The organism is Pseudomonas sp. PDM13, assembly GCF_025685765.1.
In the GTDB taxonomy this organism is placed as follows: domain Bacteria; phylum Pseudomonadota; class Gammaproteobacteria; order Pseudomonadales; family Pseudomonadaceae; genus Metapseudomonas; species Metapseudomonas solani.
Genome location: NZ_JAOTQU010000049.1, coordinates 1 through 22,284, shown reverse-complemented (window position 1 = coordinate 22,284; position 22,284 = coordinate 1). Strand labels below are relative to the sequence as shown.

19 protein-coding genes and 1 tRNA gene are annotated in these 22,284 nt (G+C 65.4%); 1 reads left to right on the top strand and 19 read right to left on the bottom strand.

Annotation, left to right across the window (positions count from 1 at the left end):
• Window positions 1-160: 160 nt before the first annotated feature.
• The 13 genes from OEJ36_RS30205 to OEJ36_RS30145 all read right to left on the bottom strand — a co-directional run bounded on the left by OEJ36_RS30205 (window position 161) and on the right by OEJ36_RS30145 (window position 14,385).
• Window positions 161-251 (bottom strand) — tRNA-Ser (locus tag OEJ36_RS30205).
• Between the two features lie 61 nt (window positions 252-312).
• On the bottom strand, window positions 313-498 hold the full coding sequence (gene csrA, locus OEJ36_RS30200; RefSeq protein ID WP_003283978.1) for a carbon storage regulator CsrA: 186 nt from the start codon (window positions 496-498) through the stop codon (window positions 313-315).
• 186 nt (window positions 499-684) lie between these two features.
• Window positions 685-1,920, bottom strand: a complete 1,236-nt coding sequence (locus OEJ36_RS30195) for an aspartate kinase (RefSeq protein WP_263404632.1) — start codon at window positions 1,918-1,920, stop codon at window positions 685-687.
• 101 nt (window positions 1,921-2,021) lie between these two features.
• Window positions 2,022-4,643: an alanine--tRNA ligase gene (gene alaS / locus OEJ36_RS30190; protein WP_263404631.1), complete on the bottom strand. Its 2,622-nt coding sequence runs from the start codon at window positions 4,641-4,643 to the stop codon at window positions 2,022-2,024.
• Window positions 4,644-4,764: 121 nt separating this feature from the next.
• Window positions 4,765-5,769: a low-specificity L-threonine aldolase gene (gene ltaE / locus OEJ36_RS30185; RefSeq protein ID WP_263404630.1), complete on the bottom strand. Its 1,005-nt coding sequence runs from the start codon at window positions 5,767-5,769 to the stop codon at window positions 4,765-4,767.
• A 127-nt stretch (window positions 5,770-5,896) separates the two neighbouring features.
• Window positions 5,897-6,898 (bottom strand): succinylglutamate desuccinylase, encoded by a 1,002-nt coding sequence (gene astE, locus OEJ36_RS30180; RefSeq protein ID WP_263404629.1) that lies wholly within the window; start codon window positions 6,896-6,898, stop codon window positions 5,897-5,899.
• A 10-nt stretch (window positions 6,899-6,908) separates the two neighbouring features.
• Window positions 6,909-7,205, bottom strand: a complete 297-nt coding sequence (locus OEJ36_RS30175) for a hypothetical protein (protein ID WP_021218473.1) — start codon at window positions 7,203-7,205, stop codon at window positions 6,909-6,911.
• An 84-nt stretch (window positions 7,206-7,289) separates the two neighbouring features.
• On the bottom strand, window positions 7,290-8,636 hold the full coding sequence (astB, locus tag OEJ36_RS30170) for an N-succinylarginine dihydrolase (RefSeq protein ID WP_263404628.1): 1,347 nt from the start codon (window positions 8,634-8,636) through the stop codon (window positions 7,290-7,292).
• On the bottom strand, window positions 8,633-10,096 hold the full coding sequence (gene astD / locus OEJ36_RS30165; RefSeq protein WP_263404627.1) for a succinylglutamate-semialdehyde dehydrogenase: 1,464 nt from the start codon (window positions 10,094-10,096) through the stop codon (window positions 8,633-8,635). Before astD ends, astB begins: the two co-directional genes overlap by 4 nt.
• Window positions 10,093-11,118: an arginine N-succinyltransferase gene (gene astA, locus OEJ36_RS30160; RefSeq protein ID WP_021218470.1), complete on the bottom strand. Its 1,026-nt coding sequence runs from the start codon at window positions 11,116-11,118 to the stop codon at window positions 10,093-10,095. The genes astD and astA overlap by 4 nt, the downstream gene beginning before the upstream one ends.
• A gap of 77 nt (window positions 11,119-11,195) precedes the next feature.
• A complete protein-coding gene (gene aruF, locus OEJ36_RS30155) occupies window positions 11,196-12,212 on the bottom strand; it encodes an arginine/ornithine succinyltransferase subunit alpha (RefSeq protein WP_263404626.1) in 1,017 nt (338 codons plus the stop codon).
• A 147-nt stretch (window positions 12,213-12,359) separates the two neighbouring features.
• Window positions 12,360-13,580, bottom strand: a complete 1,221-nt coding sequence (locus tag OEJ36_RS30150; protein ID WP_263404625.1) for an aspartate aminotransferase family protein — start codon at window positions 13,578-13,580, stop codon at window positions 12,360-12,362.
• A gap of 346 nt (window positions 13,581-13,926) precedes the next feature.
• Entirely contained in the window at window positions 13,927-14,385 is a 459-nt protein-coding gene (locus tag OEJ36_RS30145) for a GNAT family N-acetyltransferase (RefSeq protein ID WP_263404624.1), read from the bottom strand.
• A 164-nt stretch (window positions 14,386-14,549) separates the two neighbouring features.
• On the opposite strand from OEJ36_RS30145, the gene OEJ36_RS30140 reads away from it, so the two are divergent.
• A complete protein-coding gene (locus tag OEJ36_RS30140; RefSeq protein ID WP_263404623.1) occupies window positions 14,550-16,049 on the top strand; it encodes a PLP-dependent aminotransferase family protein in 1,500 nt (499 codons plus the stop codon).
• 105 nt (window positions 16,050-16,154) lie between these two features.
• Here OEJ36_RS30140 and argR read toward each other — a convergent pair whose 3' ends face one another.
• From argR to OEJ36_RS30110, 6 genes are all read right to left on the bottom strand, one after another.
• Window positions 16,155-17,135, bottom strand: a complete 981-nt coding sequence (gene argR, locus OEJ36_RS30135) for a transcriptional regulator ArgR (RefSeq protein WP_031287378.1) — start codon at window positions 17,133-17,135, stop codon at window positions 16,155-16,157.
• Between the two features lie 30 nt (window positions 17,136-17,165).
• Window positions 17,166-17,930 carry an ABC transporter ATP-binding protein gene (locus OEJ36_RS30130; protein WP_021218464.1) on the bottom strand — a complete coding sequence of 255 codons (765 nt, stop codon included), beginning with the start codon at window positions 17,928-17,930 and terminating at the stop codon, window positions 17,166-17,168.
• Between the two features lie 24 nt (window positions 17,931-17,954).
• Window positions 17,955-19,067 carry a succinylglutamate desuccinylase/aspartoacylase family protein gene (locus OEJ36_RS30125; RefSeq protein WP_263404622.1) on the bottom strand — a complete coding sequence of 371 codons (1,113 nt, stop codon included), beginning with the start codon at window positions 19,065-19,067 and terminating at the stop codon, window positions 17,955-17,957.
• 4 nt (window positions 19,068-19,071) lie between these two features.
• On the bottom strand, window positions 19,072-19,770 hold the full coding sequence (locus OEJ36_RS30120; RefSeq protein WP_021218462.1) for an ABC transporter permease: 699 nt from the start codon (window positions 19,768-19,770) through the stop codon (window positions 19,072-19,074).
• Window positions 19,771-19,786: 16 nt separating this feature from the next.
• Window positions 19,787-20,476 carry an ABC transporter permease gene (locus OEJ36_RS30115; RefSeq protein WP_021218461.1) on the bottom strand — a complete coding sequence of 230 codons (690 nt, stop codon included), beginning with the start codon at window positions 20,474-20,476 and terminating at the stop codon, window positions 19,787-19,789.
• A 319-nt stretch (window positions 20,477-20,795) separates the two neighbouring features.
• Window positions 20,796-21,578: an ABC transporter substrate-binding protein gene (locus OEJ36_RS30110; RefSeq protein WP_263404621.1), complete on the bottom strand. Its 783-nt coding sequence runs from the start codon at window positions 21,576-21,578 to the stop codon at window positions 20,796-20,798.
• Window positions 21,579-22,284: the final 706 nt, after the last annotated feature.

Below are 22,284 nucleotides of genomic sequence, written 5' to 3'. Positions count from 1 at the left end.
CTCCGACCGCCCGGTTCGTAGCCGGGTACTCTATCCAGCTGAGCTATGAGTGCGTGTAGGGCGCGCATTATAGAGATCCTTCAATCTTCGTCAACTGCTTTTTCGATATTTTTCAACAACTTATCGAACTAACCGCTGACGCCTCTATAACACTGAATAATGGCGGAGAAGGGGGGATTCGAACCCCCGACACCCTTTTGAGGTGTACTCCCTTAGCAGGGGAGCGCCTTCGGCCACTCGGCCACCTCTCCGCAACACGGGGCGCATGATATCCATGTTTTCCCCGTTTGCAAAGCAAAAAATGCAGAAAAATTAGTGGCTTGGTTCTTGGTCTTTCTCTTTCTGTATGCGTTGGTAAATCTCTTCACGGTGCACGGCAACCTCCTTCGGCGCGTTAACGCCAATGCGCACCTGATTACCTTTCACGCCTAACACGGTGACAGTGACGTCGTCACCCACCATCAGGGTCTCTCCGACCCGGCGAGTCAGAATCAGCATTCCTTTCTCCTCACGGATTTAAGTTCAGGGACAAAACAGTCTGCAAAAAAGAAATGGCATCGCCCCCTCAGGATATCAAGGGGTCTCCACCCAAGTATTGACCAGCACTGGCAAAAGGAAAGTTCCAACAGTACCGGCCAAAAACGACAAAAGGCGCGGGGTTAGCCGCGCCTTTCGCTATAAGCGTCACTCACCCTGTCGGGCGGGGGCGTCCAACTCGAAAGCGGTGTGAAGGGCACGCACGGCCAGTTCGAGGTACTTCTCCTCGATGACCACGGACACCTTGATCTCGGACGTGGAGATCATCTGGATGTTGATGCTCTCCTTGGCCAGGGCCTCGAACATGCGGCTGGCCACGCCCGCGTGGGAGCGCATGCCGACGCCGACGATGGAGACCTTGGCGATCTTGGTGTCGCCGCTGACTTCACGGGCACCGATCTCGCGAGCGGTCTGTTCCAGCACCTGCAGCGCGTTCTGGTAGTCATTGCGGTGCACGGTGAAGGTGAAGTCGGTGGTGTTATCGTGCGCGACGTTCTGCACGATCATGTCCACTTCGATATTGGCGGCACTGATAGGCCCGAGGATCTTGAAGGCAACGCCGGGGGTATCCGGTACGCCACGGATGGTCAGCTTGGCTTCGTCGCGATTGAAGGCGATGCCGGAGATGATCGGCTGTTCCATGGATTCCTCTTCATCAAGGGTAATGAGGGTGCCCGGACCCTCCTGGAAGCTGTGCAGCACGCGCAGCGGGACGTTGTACTTGCCGGCGAACTCCACCGAGCGGATCTGCAGCACCTTGGAGCCGAGGCTGGCCATTTCCAGCATCTCCTCGAAGGTGATCTTGTCCAGGCGCTGGGCCTGGGGCACCACGCGCGGGTCGGTGGTGTAGACGCCATCTACATCGGTATAGATCTGGCACTCGTCGGCCTTCAGCGCTGCCGCCAGGGCTACGCCGGTGGTATCGGAGCCGCCACGGCCGAGGGTAGTGATGCTGCCGTGCTCGTCCACACCCTGGAAGCCGGCGACCACGACCACGCGACCTGCCTTCAGGTCACTGCGGATCTTCTGGTCGTCGATCTGCAGGATGCGCGCCTTGTTGTGGGCGCTGTCGGTCAGGATGCGCACCTGGTTGCCGGTATAGGACACCGCCGGCACGCCACGCTTGATCAGCGCCATGGACAGCAGGGCGATGGTCACCTGCTCACCGGTGGAGACCATCACGTCCAGCTCGCGCGGCACCGGCTGATCGCTGATCTGCTTGGCCAGGTCGATGAGACGGTTGGTCTCACCGCTCATGGCGGAAACCACCACGACGATATCGTCACCGCCTTCGCGGAATTTCTTGACCTTCTCGGCCACCTGTTCGATGCGCTCGACGGTGCCGACCGAGGTCCCCCCAAACTTCTGTACGATCAAAGCCATTTCAAAAGCCGCCTAATCCCGTGAAGGGCGCCCATTAAACAATCAACGCAGAACACTGCCAAGGCCCGCCGGGCGTGGGGCGGGCCATTGGCGGCGGGGTCTTACAGACCCTGCTCGACGAACGGTACGGCCAGGGCCAGAGCCTGCTCCAGGGCCGCGGCATCGGTGCCGCCGCCACGGGCCATGTCAGGACGTCCGCCACCCTTGCCGCCGACCGCAGCCGCGGCCTGCTTCATCAGATCGCCGGCTTTGAGTTGGCCGGTCAGGTCCTGGGTGACGCCAGCGACCAGTGTCACCTTGCCCTCCAGCGCGCCGCCGAGCAGGATCACTGCGCGGCCGAGCTTGTTCTTCAGTTGGTCGACCAGCGCCAGCAGCGCATCGCCGTCCAGGTCCAGGCGCGCGGCCAGGACCTTCACACCCTTGACGTCCACGGCCGAGGCCGCGAGGTCGTTGCCGGCGGCGCTGGCCGCCTTGGCCTTGAGCTGCTCCAGCTCCTTCTCCAGCTGGCGGTTGCGCTCCACCAGGGCAGAGAGCTTGTCCAGCAGGTTGTCACGGCTGCCCTTGACCAGGCCGGCCGCTTCCTTGAGCTGTTCCTCGGCACCGTTCAGGTAGGCCAGCGCCGCTGCGCCGGTCACTGCCTCGATACGACGCACGCCAGCGGCCACGCCGCCTTCGCTGGTGATCTTGAACAGGCCGATGTCGCCGGTGCGGGACACGTGGGTACCGCCGCACAGCTCGACGGAGAAGCCGTCGCCCATGCTCAGCACGCGCACCTGGTCACCGTACTTCTCGCCGAACAGCGCCATGGCGCCCTTGGCCTTGGCGGTCTCGATATCGGTTTCCTCGGTATCGACCGCGCTGTTCTTGCGGATCTCGGCGTTGACGATGTCTTCCAGCGCCTTCAGCTGCTCGGGCTTGATCGCCTCGAAGTGGCTGAAGTCGAAGCGCAGGCGCTGGCTGTCCACCAGGGAGCCTTTCTGTTGTACGTGCTCGCCCAATACCTGGCGCAGCGCAGCGTGCAGCAGGTGGGTGGCCGAGTGGTTGAGCGCGGTGGCCTGGCGCACTTCGCCTTCCACTTCCGCCTTGACCGAAGCACCGGCGCTCAGGCTGCCCTTGGCGACCACGCCGTGGTGCAGGAAGGCACCGCCGGCCTTGGTGGTGTCGCGCACGTCGAAGCGCACACCGGCGCCTTCGAGGTAGCCGCAGTCACCGATCTGGCCGCCGGATTCGGCGTAGAACGGGGTCTGGTCGAGGACAACGACGCCCTCCTCGCCTTCCTGCAGGCTGTCGACCGCCTGGCCGTCCTTGAACAGCGCGACGATCTGGCCGGCGCCGGAGTAACCCTGGTAGCCGAGGAAGCGGGTATCACCATCGACCTTGACCAGGCTGTTGTAGTCCATGCCGAAGGCACTGGAAGCACGGGCGCGCTGGCGCTGGGCTTCCATCTCACGCTCGAAGCCTTCCTCGTCGATGGTCAGCTCGCGCTCGCGGGCGATGTCGGCGGTGAGGTCGGCAGGGAAGCCGTAGGTGTCGTACAGCTTGAACACCACGTCGCCCGGGATGACGCTGCCGGAAAGGCCGGCCAGGTCCTGCTCGAGTATCTTCAGGCCGTTCTCCAGGGTCTTGGCGAACTGCTCTTCCTCGGTCTTCAGTACGCGCTCGATGTGTTCCTGCTGCTGCTTGAGCTCGGGGAAGGCTTCGCCCATCTCGCCAACCAGCGCGGCAACGATCTGGTGGAAGAAGCTGCCCTTGGCGCCCAGCTTGTTGCCGTGACGGCAGGCGCGGCGAATGATGCGGCGCAGCACGTAGCCACGGCCTTCGTTGGACGGCAGCACGCCGTCGGCGATCAGGAAGGAGCAGGAGCGGATGTGGTCGGCGACCACCTTCAGCGAGGCCTGGCCTTCGTTGGCGCAGCCGATGGCCTTGGCAGCGGCGTTCAGCAGGCTCTGGAACAGGTCGATCTCGTAGTTCGAGTTGACGTGCTGCAGCACGGCGCTGACGCGCTCCAGGCCCATGCCGGTGTCAACGCTCGGTGCCGGCAGCGCGTGCATCACGCCGTCCGCGGTGCGGTTGAACTGCATGAAGACGTTGTTCCAGATCTCGATGTAGCGGTCACCGTCCTCTTCCGGGGAGCCGGGCGGGCCGCCCCAGATGTCCGGGCCGTGGTCGTAGAAGATCTCGGTGCACGGGCCGCACGGGCCGGTGTCGCCCATCGCCCAGAAGTTGTCGGAGGCGTAAGGCGCGCCCTTGTTGTCGCCGATGCGGACCATGCGCTCGGCGGGGATGCCGACTTCCTTGGTCCAGATGTCGTAGGCCTCGTCATCGCTGGCGTAGACGGTGACCCAGAGCTTGTCCTTGGGCAGGTTCAGCCATTTGTCCGAGGTGAGGAATTCCCAGGCATAGGTAATGGCATCGCGCTTGAAATAGTCGCCGAAGCTGAAGTTGCCCAGCATCTCGAAGAAGGTGTGGTGGCGCGCCGTGTAGCCCACGTTGTCCAGGTCGTTGTGCTTGCCACCGGCACGCACGCACTTCTGGCTGGTGGTGGCGCGGGTGTAGGCGCGCTTTTCCAGGCCCAGGAAGCAGTCCTTGAACTGGTTCATGCCGGCGTTGGTGAACAGCAGGGTCGGGTCGTTGCCCGGGATCAGGGAGCTGGAGGCGACGCGAGTGTGCCCCTTCTCTTCGAAGAAGCTCAGGAAGGCTTCACGGATTTGAGCGCTTTTCATAGGTTCTTCCACGGAAACTGCGGCCACGAATCGCCGGCAAAGGGCCGCATTATATAGGCCCTGTGCCAGCGGGATAGTGCCTTTATGCGATAGAAAACGGCTATCGGAGGCTATCAGGTGATCAACGGCGGCGGAACTCGGCGAACGCCTCGATAACCCGCTCGATACCGGCGGCGTCGACGTCCAGGTGGGTCACCATGCGCAAGCGCGGCGCGGCACTCAGGACGATGCCCCGCTCGGCCATGAAGGCCTTGAGGGCCGGCGCCTGCGAACCCAGGTCAACATAGACCATGTTGCTCTGCACCGGCTCAACGCTGTAGCCCAGTTCCGCCAGCCCGGCGCCCAGGCGCGTGGCGTTGGCGTGGTCGTCCGCCAGGCGCTGCACCTGGTGGTCCAGGGCGTACAGGCCAGCAGCGGCCAGCAGGCCGGCCTGGCGCATGCCGCCGCCGACCATCTTGCGCAGGCGCCGGGCCTTGGCGATCAGCGCCGCGCTGCCGCACAGCACCGAGCCCACCGGGGCGCCCAGCCCCTTGGACAGGCACACCGAAACCGAATCGAAATGCTGGGTGATCTCGCGAGCGTCCACGCCCAGCTTCACCGCTGCGTTGTACAGGCGCGCGCCGTCCAGGTGCAGCGCCAGGCCACGACGACGGGTCATCTCCCTCGCCGCCGCCAGGTACGCCAGGGGCAGCACCTTGCCCTGCATGGTGTTTTCCAGCGCCAGCAGGCGGGTGCGGGCAAAGTGGAAGTCGTCCTGCTTGATCGCCGCCTCGACCTTGGCCAGGTCCAGCGAGCCATCGGCTTCGCCATCGATGGGCTGCGGCTGGATCGAGCCGAGCACCGCCGCGCCGCCGCCTTCGTATTTATAGGTGTGGGCCTGCTGGCCGACGATGTACTCGTCGCCGCGTTCGCAATGGGCCATCAGCCCCAGTAGGTTGCTCATGGTGCCGGTGGGCACGAAGAGCGCGGCTTCGAAGCCCAAGCGCTCGGCTAGCGTGGCTTCCAGGCGGTTGACGGTGGGGTCTTCGCCATAGACGTCATCACCCAGCGGCGCCGCCTGCATGGCATCGCGCATGCCGGGCGTGGGTTGGGTGACGGTATCGCTGCGCAGGTCTATGACGGCCATCTCGGGGCTCCTTGGCTGGGTAAGGGAACGACCCTAAAGGAGCGCGACGAGAGGAGCAAGGGGGAGCGAAACGCCGTTCGGCAAGCCGTAGCCCGGGCCTCAGCCCGGGAACGAGACGCGCGCCAAGTCAGTCGACTTCGGCGGGGACGATGAGGATGCCCGCACGCAGGCCGTTCTTCACCTTCGGGTTGGGGAAGATGATGCGTGCACCCTCCTCCTCGATCACCCAGCGGGTGCCGGCAATGTCGTCGGCCAGCAGGTAGCCGACCGGCAGTTCGCTGAAATTTTCGATGTCCGCCGGCAGGTGCAGCTGGAAGGCATCGCTGTGCTTGATCACCTCGCGGGACACGGAGAACAGCTGCAGCGCGCCGAGGTCATCGCCCTCGCCTTCCGGCTCGGCGCCTTCCACCAGCAGGCGCAGGCGTGCTTCCAGCAGGTCTAGGTTGACCTGGCCGTTCTCGCCGAACGGGCGCGCCTTGCCCAGCTCCAGGGTGAAGGCTTCGGCCTCCAGGCTGGCGTAGGTGTAGGAGCTGAAGGTGATGCCGGTCTTGTTCTGCAGCAGCACCGCTTCGATGCCGGCAGCGCCCAGGCGTGCCAGTTCGCGGCGGGAATGTTCGCGCCCTTCCTTGTACGGATAGAGGGCGAACTGCTCGATCTTCGAGCCACGGATGGCGGTATGCAGGTCGTAGTGCAGGCGGGTACGGCCCGGCTTGATGAAGAAGGCCGCAGCCAGGCGCTCCAGCTCGTTGGCGCGCATCGCCTCGAAGCCGCTGGTCTGCTCGTGGCGGCCGTTGAACAGGCGGTTGATGTCCTGCTCCAGGTAGCGCTCACCGCGGCGCATGGCCTCGGGGTTGCCGAGCAGGAAGAGAATCCGCGAGCGGGGCTTCAGCTCGCCGCGGGCCACGCCTTGCAGCAGGCGGTCCAGCAGTTCGATCGGTGCGGTCTCGTTGCCATGGATGCCGGCGGAGAGCAGCAGGTCCATGCCGTTGTCGGCGTTGACGGGCGGGGTGACCTCAAGAGCCCCCTCGCCCAGCCAGTGCAGGCGGGTGCCCTCGGCGGTCAGTTGAATCTTCTCGGTCGGCTCGCGGCCGGCCAGGGTCAGTTCAAGCAGTTTGCCAAGGGCCAACATCCGCTATTCCTCAATGATCGTGGTTGCAGTCCGGGCCATGCACGTGGCCGTCTTCGTCGTCATCACCGGCGTCGGCCGGCTCCATCTCCAGCTGCAGGCTGACCAGGTTGGTGGCCAACGGACGCAGCAGCAGGTTGGCGTACTCGGTATCGCCTTCCTCGACGTCGACACCGATCAGCAGCTGGCCATTGCCAGCGGTCTGGATCCAGACCTCCTTGCCCTGCCACATCACCGCGAAGCGGGTGCAGGAGGTTTCGAGCTGGGTGCCATCGGTATCTTCGAGGATGAGTTGCAGGGCGTCGGACATTTACTAGAGCTCCAAGTCGTAAGCGACAAGCGGCAAGTGTAGGCGGCGGCTTCTACTTGAAGCTTGTCGCTTGGCGCTTGCCGCTCAATTCAGTTGAAACGGATAAACGGCGCCCAGTTTAAGGATCTGCGTCAGCTCATCCAATGCCGTACGGCATTCAGTGAGCAATTGTGGATCAGCCAGGTCGGTTTCGCTCAGGCGATCGCGGTAGTGCTTCTCCACCCAGCCGGTCAGGCTGTCGTAGAGCGAAGGGGTGAGGATCACGCCCTGGTTCACCGCCGCCAGCTCGTCGTCCTTCAGCGCCACGCGCAGGCGCAGGCAGGCGGGGCCGCCACCGTTCTGCATGCTCTGCTTGAGGTCGAAGACCTTCACCTCGCGGATCGGGCCGTCCTCGGCAGTCAGGGTCTGCAGGTAGTTCCACACCCGCGCGTTGTTGCGGCACTCCTCCGGCACGATCAGCAGCATGCTGCCGTCGGCGCGGCTGAGCAGCTGGCTGTTGAACAGGTAGGAACGCACTGCGTCCTCCACCGTCACCGCATCACGGGGCACGCACACGGCCTGGAAGCGGCCACCGACGCGGCCCAGCTTGTCGTGCAGCTCGGCCAGCACCTTGTCAGTGTCGAGGAAGGCGTCTTCGTGGTGGAACAGCACTTCGCCGTTGCCCACCGCGATCACGTCGTTGTGGAACACGCCCTGGTCGATCACCGCCGGGTTCTGCTGGGCATAGACCACGCCGGCCTCGCTCAGCCCGTGCAGGCGTGCGACGGCCTGGCTGGCCTCCAGGGTCTGCCGCGCCGGGTAGCGCGCCGGTGCCGGGAAGCGGCTGTCGAAGGCGCTGCGGCCGAACACGAAGAACTCCACGCCCGCCTCGCCATAGCCCTTGCAGAAACGGGTGTGGTTGGCCGCGCCTTCGTCACCGAACTGCGCCACTGCCGGCAGGGCGGCGTGGTGGGCGAAGTGGCGGTCGTTGGCGAACATCGCCCCCAGCACGCGGCTGGTGGTGGGGTGCTCGATGCTGCGGTGGAACTTGCAATTGAGGTTGGCGGCGGTGAAGTGCACGCGGCCATCGGCAGTGTCGGCGCTGGGGCTGACGGTGCAGGCGTTGGCGGTCCACATGCTCGAGGCCGAGCTGCAGGCGGCCAGCAGCGGCATGGCCTCCTTGGCGGCCTTCTCGATCACCTGGGCGTCGGTGCCGGCGAAGCCGAGGCTGCGCAGCGCGGCGACGTTGGGGCGTTCCTGCGGGGCCAGTACGCCCTGCTTGAAGCCCATGTCCATCAGCGCCTTCATCTTCGCCAGGCCCTGCAGGGCGGCTTCCTTGGGGCTGGAAGCGGCCTGGCTGTTGCTCTGCGACGCCACGTTGCCGTACGACAGGCCGCCGTAGTTGTGGGTCGGGCCGACCAGACCGTCGAAGTTCACTTCATGGGCGCTCATAGGCTGACTCCAGGCGTCAGGGTTGCAGGCAGGGCAAGGGTTTCACTTTCCAGCGAAGCGACCGGGTAAGCGCAATAGTCAGCGGCGTAGTAGGCGCTGGCGCGGTGGTTGCCCGATGCGCCGACGCCCCCGAAGGGCGCACTGCTCGCGGCCCCGGTCAGTTGTTTGTTCCAGTTGACGATGCCGGCGCGGCTCTCGATGAAGAAGCGCTGGTACAGCTCGCGGGAATCCGACAGCAGCCCGGCGGCCAGGCCGTACTGGGTGGCGTTGGCTTCGGCGATGGCGGCATCGAAATCGGCGTAGCGGATCACCTGCAGCAGCGGGCCGAAGAACTCCTCGTCCGGGCGCTCGGCCACGGCGGTGACGTCGATGATGCCGGGGGTCAGCAGCGCAGCGGTTTCCAGCGGCTGGGACATGGCCAGCAGCACATTGGCGCCCTTGGCGATCAGTTGTTCCTGGGCCTTGAGCAGGTGGCGCGCGGCGTCCAGGGAAATCACCGAGCCCATGAAGGGCGCCGGCTGGGCGTCGAAGGCGCCGACCTGGATGCTCGCCGCCACCGCCACCAGGCGTGCCAGCAGCGCGTCGCCCCAGGCACCTTGCGGCACCAGCAGGCGGCGGGCGCAGGTGCAGCGCTGGCCGGCGGAGATGAAGGCGGACTGGATGATGGTGTACACGGCGGCGTCGACATCGGCGACCTCATCCACCACCAGCGGGTTGTTGCCCCCCATCTCCAGCGCCAGGATCTTGTCCGGGCGGCCGGCGAATTGCTGGTGCAGCAGGTTGCCGGTGCGGCTGGAACCGGTGAAGAACAGGCCGTCGATGCCAGCGCTCGCGGCCAGGGCGATACCGGTCTCGCGGGCGCCCTGCACCAGGTTCAGCACGCCGGCGGGCAGGCCCGCTTCGATCCAGCACTTGACCGTCAGCTCGGCGACCTTGGGGGTCAGCTCGCTGGGCTTGAAGATCACCGCGTTACCGGCCAGCAGCGCCGGCACGATATGGCCATTGGGCAGGTGGCCGGGGAAGTTGTAGGGGCCGAATACGGCCACCACGCCATGGGGCTTGTGGCGCAGCACAGCGGTGGCGTCGGCCAGGGGGCCGCTCTTCTCGCCAGTGCGTTCGCGGTAGCTCTGGATGGAGATGGCGACCTTGTTGACCATGGTGGTCACTTCGGTGGCCGACTCCCACAGCGGCTTGCCGGTCTCCTCGCCGATGCAGCGGGCGAGTTCGTCGGCATGGGCCTTGAGGGTGAGGGCGAAGCGCTCCAGAACACCGATGCGCTCCTCCAGGCTCAGCCGGGCCCAGGCCGGGAAGGCGGCACGGGCAGCGGCCACGGCGGCCTCGACCTGTTCGGCGCTGGCGCCCTGGCCGTTCCAGACGGATTCCTGGGTCACCGGGTTCAGCGAGTCGAAGGCGTCGCCCTGCCCCGCCTGCCAGGCGCCTGCGATGTAATGGGTGCTCATTTGACGGACTCCTTGGCCGACAGCGGCACGGCGCGGACCGAGGCGCCAGCCGAGAGTTTCAGACGCTTGGCGGTATCCGCGTCGACCACCAGCGTGCCAGCGGCCAGACGGGCCGGGGCGGCGGTGACGCGGCACTCCTCGCGCTTGCGGTTGTGGATCAGGTACGGCGTGGCATCGTCGCCCGGCGTACCCACGGCCAGCACCAGCGTCTGGCTGTCCTGCACGGCGCGGATCTTCGCGGTCTGGCACTCGATGGCCGGGCCGGCGTCGAAGATGTCGACGTAGCCCTGGAAGCTGAAGCCTTCGCCCTTGAGCATGGCCAGCGCCGGCTCGGTGTCGGCGTGCACGCGGCCGATCACGTCACGGGCCGCCTCGGAGAGGAAGCAGGTGTAGAGCGGGAACTTGGGCATCAGCTCGGCGATGAAGGCCTTGTTGCCGACGCCGGTGAGGTAGTCCGCGCGGGAGAATTCCATCTTGAAGAAGTGCCGGCCGAGGCTGTCCCAGAAGGGCGAGACGCCGTTCTCGTCGGACATGCCGCGCATCTCGGCGATCACCTTGTCGCCGAACAGCTCGGGAAACTCGGCGATGAACAGGAAGCGCGCCTTGGACAGCAGCCGGCCATTGAGGCCGCTGCGGTAACCGGCGTGAAGGAACAGCGAGCAGAGCTCGGAGTTGCCGGTCAGGTCGTTGGCCAGGAACAGCGTGGGGATCTGCCGGTGGATGTTCAGTTCCTGGGAGGCACTGACGGTGAGCCCGACCCGGTAGTTGTACCAGGGCTCGCGCAGGCCTACGGCGCCGGCCACGGCGGAGATGCCGACCACCTTGCCGTCGTCGTCCTCGAGCACGAACAGGTAGTCCGCGTCGCCCCGCTCGGCTTCGCCGTGGAAGGCCTTCTCCGCCCAGCCGACTCGGTGCGACAGGCGCTCCTCGTTGGCCGGAAGGGTGGTGAGGCCGGCACCGGTGCTGCGCGCCAGGTCGATCAGGGCAGGCAGGTCGGCGCTGCGTACGGGACGAACGATCATAGTGACTCCGTTAGAGCTGCATGCTTCAAGCGGCACGCTGCAAGCCGGCGGCAACGGCCGCCGCTTGGCGTTTCGGTTTAAATCGCTACCAGGCGCACGCTGGCGCCTTCACCCACGCCGAGGGCTTCGGCGATCTCCAGGCTGAGTTCCACCGGCTTGCCGGGCACCCAGTCGAGGTCCGCCACCACGGCGCGGAAGTCCTGCAGCAGGCCGTTGCTCACCAGGTACTGGCGGCCACCCTTCTGCTGCTCGCCGATGCGCACGGGCACGACGCGGCTCTGGGCGATGGAACGGATGCCGGAGGTGCGGGCGTGCAGGGTCGGGCCGCCATCGAAGATGTCGATGTAGTTGTCGGTCTCGAAGCCTTCACGCATCAGGATGTCGAAGGTGATCTGCGCACGCGGGTGCACCTGGCCCATGGATTCCTGGGCGGCGTCCGGCAGCAGCGGCACGTAGATGGGGTAGTTGGGCATCAGCTCGGCGAGGAAGGTGCGGCTCTTCAGGCCCGAGAGGCGCTCGGCCTCGATGTAGTTCAGGTCGAAGAAGTTGCGCCCCACGGCGTTCCAGAACGGCGATTCGCCCTCGTCGTCGCTGTAGCCGACGATCTCCACCACCACCGCATCGGCGAAGCGCTCCGGATGGCTGGCCATGAACATAAGGCGTGCCCGGGAGTTGAGCTCGGCGCTGGAGGTGCCCACCAGCTCGCGCTGCACGTAGAAGCTGGTCAGCAGGCTGTTGCCGGTGAGGTCATGGCACAGCGAGAGGACGTGGATCTTGTTGTGGATCTTCAGCTCGCGCGAGGCGTGCACGAAGGTCTCGTTGCGGAAGCTGTAGAAGGGTTCGGAGAAGCCGGCCGAGGCGACGATGGCCGAGCAGCCGACCAGGCGGCCGGTCGCGGTGTCTTCCAGGACGAAGAAATAGCTTTCCTCACCGTTGAAGCTGACTTCCGCCGCGAACGAAGCTTCCGAGGCGGCGATCTTCTCGCCAAGGCGCTCGGCGTCGTCCGGCAGCGAAGTGACACCAACGGGGCTGTCCGCAGCCAGGCGCTGAACATCGGCAAGGTCGGCCATTTGCGCGGGGCGCATCACCAGCATGGTGTCACTCCTTCAATAAAGGCTCCGGGCAACCCATGCGAGGTCGGCCGGAGAAAACGGCGGCCACAGGCCGCCGATCACGCATGAAAACGTTCATCCCTGGAATCGGAACCGCGGCACAGCCCTGTGCCGCGTATCACCCGGGCCTCAGGCCTGGGTCAGCTTGGCCACGGCGCGCTCGAAGCGGTCCAGGCCCTCGTCGATGTCGGCATCCGGGATCACCAGACTGGGCGCGAAGCGCACCACGTCCGGGCCGGCCTGCAGCACCATCACGGCTTCCTTCTCGGCGGCGTTGAGCACGTCCTTGGCCTTGCCCTTCCAGGCATCGGACAGGGCGGCGCCCAGCAGCAGGCCGAGGCCGCGCACTTCGGTGAAGATGCCGTACTTCTTGCCGATCGCCTCGAGGCGGGTCTTGAAGCGGTCGTGCTTGGCGTTGATGCCGCTCAGCACTTCCGGGGTGTTGATCACGTCCAGTACCGCTTCGGCCACGGCGCTGGCCAGCGGGTTGCCGCCGTAGGTGGTGCCGTGGGTGCCCACCACCAGGTGCTTGGCGATCTCGGTGGTGGTCAGCATGGCGCCGATGGGGAAACCGCCGCCCAGGCTCTTGGCGCTGGAGAGGATGTCCGGGGTCACGCCATAGTTCTGGTAGGCGAACAGCTTGCCGCTGCGGCCCATGCCGCTCTGCACTTCGTCGAACACCAGCAGCGCGTTGTGCTCGTCGCACAGCTTGCGCGCGCCTTCCAGGTACGCCTGGGTGGCCGGCAGCACGCCGCCCTCGCCCTGTACGGGCTCGAGCACCACGGCGCAGGTCTTGTCGGAGATGGCGGCCTTCAGCGCTTCCAGGTCATTGAAGGGCACATGGGTGATGCCCTCGACCTTGGGACCGAAGCCGTCGGAATACTTGGGCTGGCCACCGACGGTCACGGTGAACAGGGTGCGGCCGTGGAAGCTGTTGGTGGCCGAGATGATCTCGTGCTTCTGCGGGCCATAGACGTCATGGGCGTAGCGGCGGGCCAGCTTGAAGGCGGCCTCGTTGGCCTCGGCGCCGGAGTTGGCAAGGAACACGCGCTCGGCGAAGGTGGCGGCCACCAGCTTCTTGGCCAGGCGCAGGGCCGGCTCGTTGGTGAAGACGTTGGACACGTGCCAGATCTTGTTGGCCTGGTCGGTCAGCGCCTTGACCAGCGCCGGGTGAGCATGGCCAAGGGAGTTCACGGCGATACCGCCGGCGAAATCGATCAGTTGGCGGCCACTCTGGTCCCAGACTCGCGAACCCTCACCGCGTACCGGAATGAAAGCGGCGGGGGCGTAGTTGGGAACCATCACCTGATCGAAATCGGCGCGCTCGACCTGCGCATGCTCAACGGACATCAGTTTCTCCTGCCATGAACGGCTAGTGATGAAAGGATTGTAGGGACAGATTCGGGGTTGGCATTGCCGCCAAGCGACAACTTCTTACAGCGCCAACCCGCGAAAAACCGAGGCTTTCGTAAATGCGACAGAAAGCTTCGGGAAGGCGCAGTTTAAACGCGGATCGCCACGGGACGCACGGGGCGCAGCGCATTGGTCAGCGGATGACCGGCGAGGCTTCGATGGCGACGTGAATGGCGATCGGCAACTGCCGGAACCAGGCGGTTCCGGCTTCCTTGCAAAGGCCGCTCATGCAAGCCCCTGGAGCGGAGCCCGAGCGGACTCCGCGACAGGGACCATCCGCCCGCTAAAGCGGCATCCGGTATTCGATCACCCCCGGCCGCTCGGCGATCCAGTCATACAGCCGCTGGGCGGTGCGGTTGCTCTCCTGGGTATGCCAGTACAGCCGGTCGCACTGCCTTTCCCGGGCCTGCCCCTGCACATACTCGATCAGCGTCTTGCCGATCTTCTGGCCACGCACGCTGGGGGAGACGTAGAGGTCCTCCAGGTAGCAGAAGTCGTTCACGGCCCAGGTCGAGCGATGGAAGACGAAATTGACGAAGCCGAAGATGTGCTCGCCATCCGTGGCGACGGCGGCCTGGACCGGCTCGCGCTCATCGAAGAACCGCGCCCAGGTCATCCGGGTGACCTCCGGGCTCAGGTCCACGCCATAGAACTCTTGGTACTTGCCCCAGTACTCGGCCCATTTGTCGAAATCTTCCGGCTTCACCGGGCGAACCGAGATGAGTTGCTGCACTGCTGTCATTGGAATGCTCCTGTTTTCCATCCGGGGGGCCCTCCCTCCGGCAACTGCCGATCAAGCGCGGGCCCGCGCTCCTGCGCCGACTCCACCAGGCTTGACCGTGGCAGTTTTATAGCGCCCCATTGGTCGGATTATCCCCACCAATACATGCATCAAGAGCAGACCAATTGTTCAAGAACTCCCTGCTGGAATCGGTCAAGGCCCGGCTGGTTCATCCGGAACTCCTGTCATTGCCGCTGCACGCGCGGATCCAGCGCACCCTCCGCCAGCTGATACTGGATGGTGCCCTGGCGCCGGGCACGCCACTGCCCGCTTCGCGCCTGCTGGCCAGCTCCCTCGGTGTCTCCCGGGACACCATCGAGTCCGCCTACGGCCAGTTGCATGCCGAAGGCTTCATCGAACGCCGGGTCGGCAGCGGCAGCTTCGTAGCCGAAGCCACCCGGCTGTTGCCCGGCAGGCCCACCGCGCGGCGCACACGCAGGACAACGGAGGAAGGGCCCGGGCTGAGCAGGCGCGGCCAGGCCATGCTGCGCCAGGGCGGCGTGCGCGAGCACCTCGCACCCCGCCCCTTCGCCCACGGCGTGCCTGAGACGCGCACCTTTCCGCTGCAAACCTGGGAGCGCCTGCAACGCCAGGCGCTGAAGGAGTTCGGCTCGAAAGCCCTGCTGCATGGCGACCCCCAGGGCCTGGAGCCGCTGCGTCGCGCCATCGCCGACTACGTCAACCTGGAACGCGGCGCCCGCACCACGGCGGGCCAGGTACTGGTGCTCACCAGCTCCCAGCAGGCGCTGGGGCTGTGCGCCACCGTGCTGCTGGACGCGGGCGAGCGGATCTTCATCGAAGACCCCGCCTACTACGGTGCCCGCAAGGCCTTCGAAGCCGCGGGGCTCGCCTGCCAGGCCATCCCCGTCGACGCGGACGGCCTACAGGTGGACCAACTGCTGGCCCATCCGCACCCCGCCAAGGCGGTGTACCTGACGCCGTCGCACCAGTTCCCGACGGGTGCGACGCTTTCCCTGGAGCGGCGCCTGGCCCTGATCGAATGGGCCAAGCGGGAACAGGCCTGGATCATCGAGGACGACTACGACAGCGAATTCCATTACGCCGGCCGGCCGACCGCCTGCGTCCAGGGCCTGGATGCGCACGAGCGGACGCTCTATATAGGCACCTTCACCAAGTCGCTGTTTCCGGGATTGCGCATCGGCTACCTGGTGCTGCCGCCTGCACTGGTGGAGCCCATGACCGTCGCCCGCTCCCTGCTGGACGGCCACACCGCGTCCATCTCCCAACTGACCCTGGCGCGGTTCATCAGCGGCGGGCACTTCGGCGCCTACGTCCGCAGCATGCGCGCCCTCTATGCCGAGCGCCTGGCCCTCCTCGCGGAGCTGCTGGAAAAGAGACTGGGCACGCTGATCGAACCCCGCGTTCCGGCCGGCGGACTGCAACTGCCCTGCCTGCTCACCGGGGACCTGTCCGAAGCCACCGCCGTCGCCGCCGCGCACAACTCGGGCATCGAGCTGCTGGGGCTGAGCGGGCTGTATGTCGAACAACCGGCGCAACCGGGCTTCCTCATGGGCTTCGCCGCCTACACCCCGGAAGAGCTCACGCGTGCGGTCGCCACGCTGGAACGGTGCCTGGACGCGGCCAGCAGGAAACGGGCTCCGTAGGTTGGCGCCAAGCGCAGCGCGGCCCAACGGGCGATGCATCGGGATAGAGAAGGAACGAGAAAGGCAAGACACCGGGCAGGCACGACGCCCACCCGGTGCGGGCGATCAACCGCGCTCGGCGAGGGCCGGCTGGTTGTCGAAGGGGCCGCTGCTGCGGCGCTGGTTGCGGTCTTCGCGGGGGGTGACGCCGAAGAAATTGCGGTAGGCGCTGGAGAAGTGCGGGCCGGAGGAGAAGCCGCAGGACAGGCCGATCTGGATGATCGACTTGCTGGTCTGCATCAGCATCTGCCGGGCCTTGTTCAGGCGCAGCTCCAGGTAGTACTGGCTGGGCACCCGGTTGAGGTACTGCTTGAAGATGCGCTCCAGCTGACGACGCGACACGCACACGTGCTGGGCGATCTCGTCGGTGGTCAGCGGCTCCTCGATATTGGCCTCCATCAGCAGCACTGCCTGGGTGAGCTTCGGGTGGCTGGAGCCGAGGCGGTTCTGCAGCGGAATGCGCTGGCGCTCGCCGCCTTCGCGGATGCGCTCCACCACCAGCTCCTCGGACACCGCGCCCGCCAGCTCGGCGCCGTGGTCACGGGCCAGCACCGCCAGCAGCAGGTCGAGAACCGAAAGGCCGCCACAGGCACTGAGGCGATCACGATCCCAGTCGAACAGGTGGCTGGTGGCGATGACCTTGGGGAAGCGCTCGGTGAAATCGTCCTGCCAGCGCCAGTGCACGGCGGCGCGATAGCCGTCGAGCAGGCCGAGCTGGGCCAGCGGATAGACGCCCGCGGAGAGGCCGCCGATCACGCAGCCGGAACGCACCAGTTGCTTGATCGCCGCCGACAGCGCAGCCGACATCGGCGCCGGCGGCTCATCGGCCAGCAGGAACAGCCGCGTGAGGCCTTCGAGCTTGCCGGTCCAGGCTTCGCCGGGCAGGCGCCAGGCGCCCTCCGCAGGTGTTTCGGCCTGGAGGAAGTGCAGCTCGTAAACCACGTCGGAGTGCAGGCGCTGAGCGACGCGAAGTGCTTCCTCGGCCAGCGCCAGGGTCATGGCCTTGGTGCCGGGCCAGAGGAGAAAACCGATTCGATGGGCAGTCATGGCAGGCAGCTTAGCCGCAGTTGGCATTAATTACTTCAGGCTCCCCGAGAGGAACTGCTTGAGGCGCTCGGATTGCGGATTGGCCAGCACTTCGCGCGGGCAGCCGGTCTCTTCGACCACGCCCTTGTGCAGGAAGATCAACTGGTTGGAAACCTCGCGGGCGAAGCCCATCTCGTGGGTCACCACCACCATGGTGCGGCCTTCGGTGGCCAGGTCCTTCATCACCTTGAGCACCTCGCCCACCAGCTCGGGGTCGAGGGCGGAGGTGGGCTCGTCGAAGAGCATCACCTCGGGCTCGACCGCCAGGGCACGGGCGATGGCCACGCGCTGCTGCTCGCCGCCGGACATGTGCGCCGGGTAGGCGTCCTTGCGGTGGGCCACGCCCACCTTGGCCAGGTAATGCTCGGCCTTCTCGATGGCTTCCTTCTTCGGTACGCCGAGCACGTGCACGGGCGCTTCGATGACGTTCTCCAGGGCGCTCATGTGCGACCACAGGTTGAAGTGCTGGAACACCATCGCCAGGCGCGAGCGCATGCGCTGCAGCTGCTTGGGCTCCGCCGCCTTGAGGCCGCCGTCGCGGTTGGCCACCAGCTTCAGCTCTTCGCCGTTGAGCAGGATCTTGCCGCCATGGGGCTGCTCGAGCATGTTGATGCAGCGCAGGAAGGTGCTCTTGCCCGAGCCGCTCGAGCCGATGATGCTGATCACATCACCCGCCTTGGCCGCCAGGGATACGCCCTTGAGGACTTCATGGCTGCCGTAACGCTTGTGCAGGTCTTGGACTTCCAGTTTGTACATGGTCTCGGTCTCGATGCGAATGGATCAGTCGCTCAACAAGCGTCCCTGACGAATAGGTACATGGCCGGCCACCTTGGCCAGCCACAGTCCGGGCTGCGCAAAACGCAGGCGTTCGCGCACATACAGCACACCACCGGTGGAGGCACGCACCACGCTGTGGCGGTCATCCAGGGGGTCGATGACTTCGAACAGCGGCTCACCCGCCTCGACCATCGCCCCCACCGGCTGCAGGAAACTCACCACCCCGGCATGGGGGGCATAGGCATATTCGGCGCCCTCGAAGGGCGTCACCTCGCAACTGGGCGCGGGTGCCGGCGGCCATTCGCCGCTGATCAGCCCCTGCCCGGCGAGGAAGGCGAGGATGGCCTCGCAGCTGGCTTCGGCGCGCTCGCGCTCGGTGTCGGCCATGCCGCCCAGCTCCACCGTCGCCGCGACACAGGCCAGCGGGATGGCGCAATCAGGGAAGCGCCGCTGCAGGCGCAGCCAGGCCATGGAGCAGGCCTCGTCGAACGAGCTGGCGCCGGAATCCTCGGCCACCAGCATGGCGCCGGCCCCGAGGCGCGCGCCCAGCGGGCGGAAGGCATCCGCCTGCTGGGGAATCATGTAGAGGTGCATCACCGCGTCGAAGTCGCAATGCAGGTCGAGCACCAGGTCGGCGTCGCAGGCATGGCGCAGCAGCAGGCGCTGCAGGCCCTGGAGCTCGGAGGCGGCCGGCGCCAGGCCATCGAGGGCCTGGTGCATGGCGCTGCGGATCAATTGCACGTTGGCCGCCACGTCGCTGCCCAGGCGCCCATCGAGGGCGGGCGCCACCAGCTCGGCGAGGTCGGCGAAATCACGGTTGAAGTTCTTGCCGCTGGCCAGTTCGAAACGGCCCTGATGGCTGGCCTGGAGCACCTGCCCCAGGCCGATGGGGTTGGCCACCGGCACCAGCTCGACCACACCGGCCAGGCGCCCTTCGGCTTCCAGCTCGGCCAGGCGCTTCTTCAGCGCCACCGCCACCCGCATGCCCGGCAGCTCGTCGGCATGCAGCGAGGCCTGGATATAGGCCTTGCGCGCGCCGCTGCCGAAACGGAAGACCGTCAGCTCGCGGCGGGTGCCGGGGATGCCCCAGGGCAACAGGTGGTCGATGCGCTGCATGGGGTCAGGCCTTGCGCGGGGCCATATAGGCCAGCCAGCGGCGCTCGGCCAGCTTGAACAGGCGCACCAGGATGAAGGTCAGGCACAGGTAGAACAGGCCGGCGGTGATGAAGGCCTCGAACGGCAGGTAGTACTGCGAGTTCACGGTGCGCGCGGCGCCGGTGATGTCGATCAGGGTGACGATGGAGGCGAGGCTGGTGGTGTGCAGCATCATGATCACCTCGTTGCTGTACTGCGGCAGTGCGCGGCGCAGGGCCGACGGCAGCAGGATGCGGCGGTACAGCTTGGCCCGCGACATGCCGATGGCCTTGGCGGCCTCGATCTCGCCATGGGGCGTGGCCTTGATGCTGCCCGCGAGAATCTCGGCGGTGTAGGCGCTGGTGTTCACGGCGAACGCCAGGCAGGCACAGAAGGTGGCGTTGGACAGGTAGGGCCAGAGTACGCTCTCGCGCACCCAGGCGAACTGCGCCAGGCCGTAGTAGATGAGGAACAGCTGCACCAGCATCGGGGTGCCGCGGATGACGTAGGTGTAGAGCCAGGCGGGGAAGTTCACCGCCGGCTGCTTGGAGACCCGCATCAGCGCCAGCGGCACGGCCGCCAGCAGGCCCAGGGCGAGGGAGATCGCCAGGAGCTTGAGGGTAACCAGCACGCCACCGAAGTAGAGCGGCAGGTTTTCCAGAATGACGTTGTAGTCGAAGATCACGCGTGCGCCCTCTTGATCACAGCTCGGCGGCTTTGATGCCGGCGGAATAGCGTTTTTCCAGGAAGCGCAGGGCCAGCAGGGAAACGCTGGTCAGCACCAGGTAGAGCGCAGCCACGGCCAAGTAGAAGGTGAAGGGCTCGCGGGTCGCGTCCGCAGCGCTCTTGGCCTTGAACATCATGTCTTGCAGGCCGACCACCGACACCAGCGCGGTGGCCTTGGTCAGCACCAGCCAGTTGTTGGTGAAGCCGGGAATGGCCAGGCGGATCATCTGCGGCACCAGTACGCGGAAGAACACCTGGCGGCCGCTCATGCCGTAGGCGAAGCCGGCCTCGCCCTGCCCTTTCGGGATCGCCATGAAGGCGCCACGGAAGGTCTCGGACAGGTAGGCACCGAAGATGAAGCCGAGGGTGAAGACCCCGGACCAGAACGGATCGAGATCGATGTAATCCTCGTAGCCGACCAGGGGCGCGACCATGTTCACCACCTGCTGGCCGCCGTAGAAGATCAGCAGGATCAGCACCAGGTCGGGAATACCGCGGATCACCGTGGCATAGGTCTCGCCCAGCAGCGCCAGCCAGCGCACCGGCGACAGGCGAAACGCCGCGCCGACCAGACCCAGGACGATGGCCATCGACATGGACGACAGGGCCAGCAGAAGGGTGAGCCAGGCACCATCGAGAATGGTCGAGCCGTAGCCGTTGAGCATGTTCAGGTCCTCATGCAGCGCCCCGACTGGAACCGGACAGCACCGCTGCAACGAAAAAGTGGCACAACCTGCAGGTTAGCCGCGAACCATGGAGCCTGGTGTCGCGCCGCTGTGGTCGCCTGCTGGCGACCTCAACATCCTGGTTGTGCCACTTCCGGGGAAAGGCAAGACAACCTATTTCAAAACACCAAAAACGTATTCGAGGCAGGCAGCGCAAGGCAAAAACAGGCGAAAGAGCGGAGTTTACGAGCTGTAAATGAGCATCTTGAGCCTGTTTTTAACGCTGCGATGGCAACGCAGATAGTTTTTGGCGGCTTGATCAGTTGCCGTACACGTCGAACTGGAAGTACTTGTCCTGCACTTCCTTGTACTTGCCGTTGGCGCGGATGGCGGCGATGGCGGCGGTGATCTTGTCGGCCAGGGCCTTGTCGCCCTTGCGCACGGCGATGCCGGCGCCCTCACCGAAGTACTTCGGATCGGTGTAGTCCGGGCCTACCAGGGCGAAGCCCTTGCCGGCTTCGGTCTTGAGGAAACCGTCGTCGATGTTCACGGCATCGGCCAGGGTCGCGTCGAGGCGGCCGGAGGTCATGTCGAGGAAGACTTCGTTCTGCGAGCTGTAGCGCACCACTTCGATGCCGGCCGGGGCGTATACCTCGGTGGCGAAACGGTCGTAGGTGCTGGCGCGCTGCACGCCGACCTTCTTGCCCTTCAGGTCCACCAGCGGGTCGTTGATCACGGTGCCGGTCTTCATCGCCAGCTTGATCGGGGTCTGGTAGTACTTGCCGGTGAAGTCCACGGACTTCTTGCGCTCGTCGGTGATGGTCATCGAGGACAGGATGGCGTCGAACTTGCGCACCTTGAGGGCCGGGATCAGGCCGTCGAATTCCTGTTCGATCCATTTGCACTCGACCTTCATCTCGGCGCACAGGGCGTTGCCGATGTCGTAGTCGAAGCCGGTGATCTTGCCGTCCGGAGTCTTGTAGGCGAAGGGCGGGTAGGCCGCTTCGATACCGATGCGCAGGGGTTTGGCTTCATCGGCCACAGCAGCCAGCGGCGACAACAGGGAAAGCGCCATGGCGCCGAGAAGTGCGATCTTCTTCATCTTTTGACTCCTACGAATGGGTATGGCTTCTGCTGGCAGAGTGAGAAAGTGCCCAGGCCTTCGATGAATTGTAGAAAGAGGCGCCGGGTTTACCTTGATCGATCTCAGGGAAAATGGCCGTGGCCGGGTGAGCGGCATTCTAGCGACAGCCCTAAAGTCGATATTTCTTCAATGCGACAACAAATTACAAAAGGCCAGGACGGCCAGGGCGGGCGGGTTGACAGTCTCCTGCCGATATGCAAGAGCCAGAAAGACGTTAAACCGAATTAGATAGCAATTACCGCGCCAGAAAACAAACCCACCTTTATCCACAAGGCCTGCAGCCTTCCAGAAGTTTTTATCGGGCGCACTTTCATGCACTCATTCGAGGCAGGGTGTTCCCTGTCGCCCCGTTTCGGCGCGGCGCGTAACAGCGCCAACGTTACCCTGACCAGGCAGTCCGGCACTTGGCCGCACAAACTTCTTTCGCCGATATAAATCAGTCGCTTGGCGTCGTCGCCGACACGACCCAGTGACCAGGACACCTCCATCCTCCCCGGAAATGAAAGGCTCTGTCTGCGTTAAGTGTTGCTAGAGGATTTGAGCCCAGCTGATTGCCGAACTCTGGTGATGTTTCTGGTTTCGCCCACCCGGGCAAGTCCCTTTTTTCAGTCGCCAAAAAAGGAACCAAAAACGCTTGCCCCATCATCCGGCCCGACTGCGTCGG

Bases quoted from the DNA above. Each gene is read 5' to 3' on its own strand.
- csrA (WP_003283978.1), bottom strand. From the start codon at position 498: ATGCTGATTCTGACTCGCCGGGTCGGAGAGACCCTGATGGTGGGTGAC.
- OEJ36_RS30195 (WP_263404632.1), bottom strand. From the start codon at position 1,920: ATGGCTTTGATCGTACAGAAGTTTGGGGGGACCTCGGTCGGCACCGTC.
- alaS (WP_263404631.1), bottom strand. From the start codon at position 4,643: ATGAAAAGCGCTCAAATCCGTGAAGCCTTCCTGAGCTTCTTCGAAGAG.
- ltaE (WP_263404630.1), bottom strand. From the start codon at position 5,769: ATGGCCGTCATAGACCTGCGCAGCGATACCGTCACCCAACCCACGCCC.
- astE (WP_263404629.1), bottom strand. From the start codon at position 6,898: ATGTTGGCCCTTGGCAAACTGCTTGAACTGACCCTGGCCGGCCGCGAG.
- OEJ36_RS30175 (WP_021218473.1), bottom strand. From the start codon at position 7,205: ATGTCCGACGCCCTGCAACTCATCCTCGAAGATACCGATGGCACCCAG.
- astB (WP_263404628.1), bottom strand. From the start codon at position 8,636: ATGAGCGCCCATGAAGTGAACTTCGACGGTCTGGTCGGCCCGACCCAC.
- astD (WP_263404627.1), bottom strand. From the start codon at position 10,096: ATGAGCACCCATTACATCGCAGGCGCCTGGCAGGCGGGGCAGGGCGAC.
- astA (WP_021218470.1), bottom strand. From the start codon at position 11,118: ATGATCGTTCGTCCCGTACGCAGCGCCGACCTGCCTGCCCTGATCGAC.
- aruF (WP_263404626.1), bottom strand. From the start codon at position 12,212: ATGCTGGTGATGCGCCCCGCGCAAATGGCCGACCTTGCCGATGTTCAG.
- OEJ36_RS30150 (WP_263404625.1), bottom strand. From the start codon at position 13,580: ATGTCCGTTGAGCATGCGCAGGTCGAGCGCGCCGATTTCGATCAGGTG.
- OEJ36_RS30145 (WP_263404624.1), bottom strand. From the start codon at position 14,385: ATGACAGCAGTGCAGCAACTCATCTCGGTTCGCCCGGTGAAGCCGGAA.
- argR (WP_031287378.1), bottom strand. From the start codon at position 17,135: ATGACTGCCCATCGAATCGGTTTTCTCCTCTGGCCCGGCACCAAGGCC.
- OEJ36_RS30130 (WP_021218464.1), bottom strand. From the start codon at position 17,930: ATGTACAAACTGGAAGTCCAAGACCTGCACAAGCGTTACGGCAGCCAT.
- OEJ36_RS30125 (WP_263404622.1), bottom strand. From the start codon at position 19,067: ATGCAGCGCATCGACCACCTGTTGCCCTGGGGCATCCCCGGCACCCGC.
- OEJ36_RS30115 (WP_021218461.1), bottom strand. From the start codon at position 20,476: ATGCTCAACGGCTACGGCTCGACCATTCTCGATGGTGCCTGGCTCACC.
- OEJ36_RS30110 (WP_263404621.1), bottom strand. From the start codon at position 21,578: ATGAAGAAGATCGCACTTCTCGGCGCCATGGCGCTTTCCCTGTTGTCG.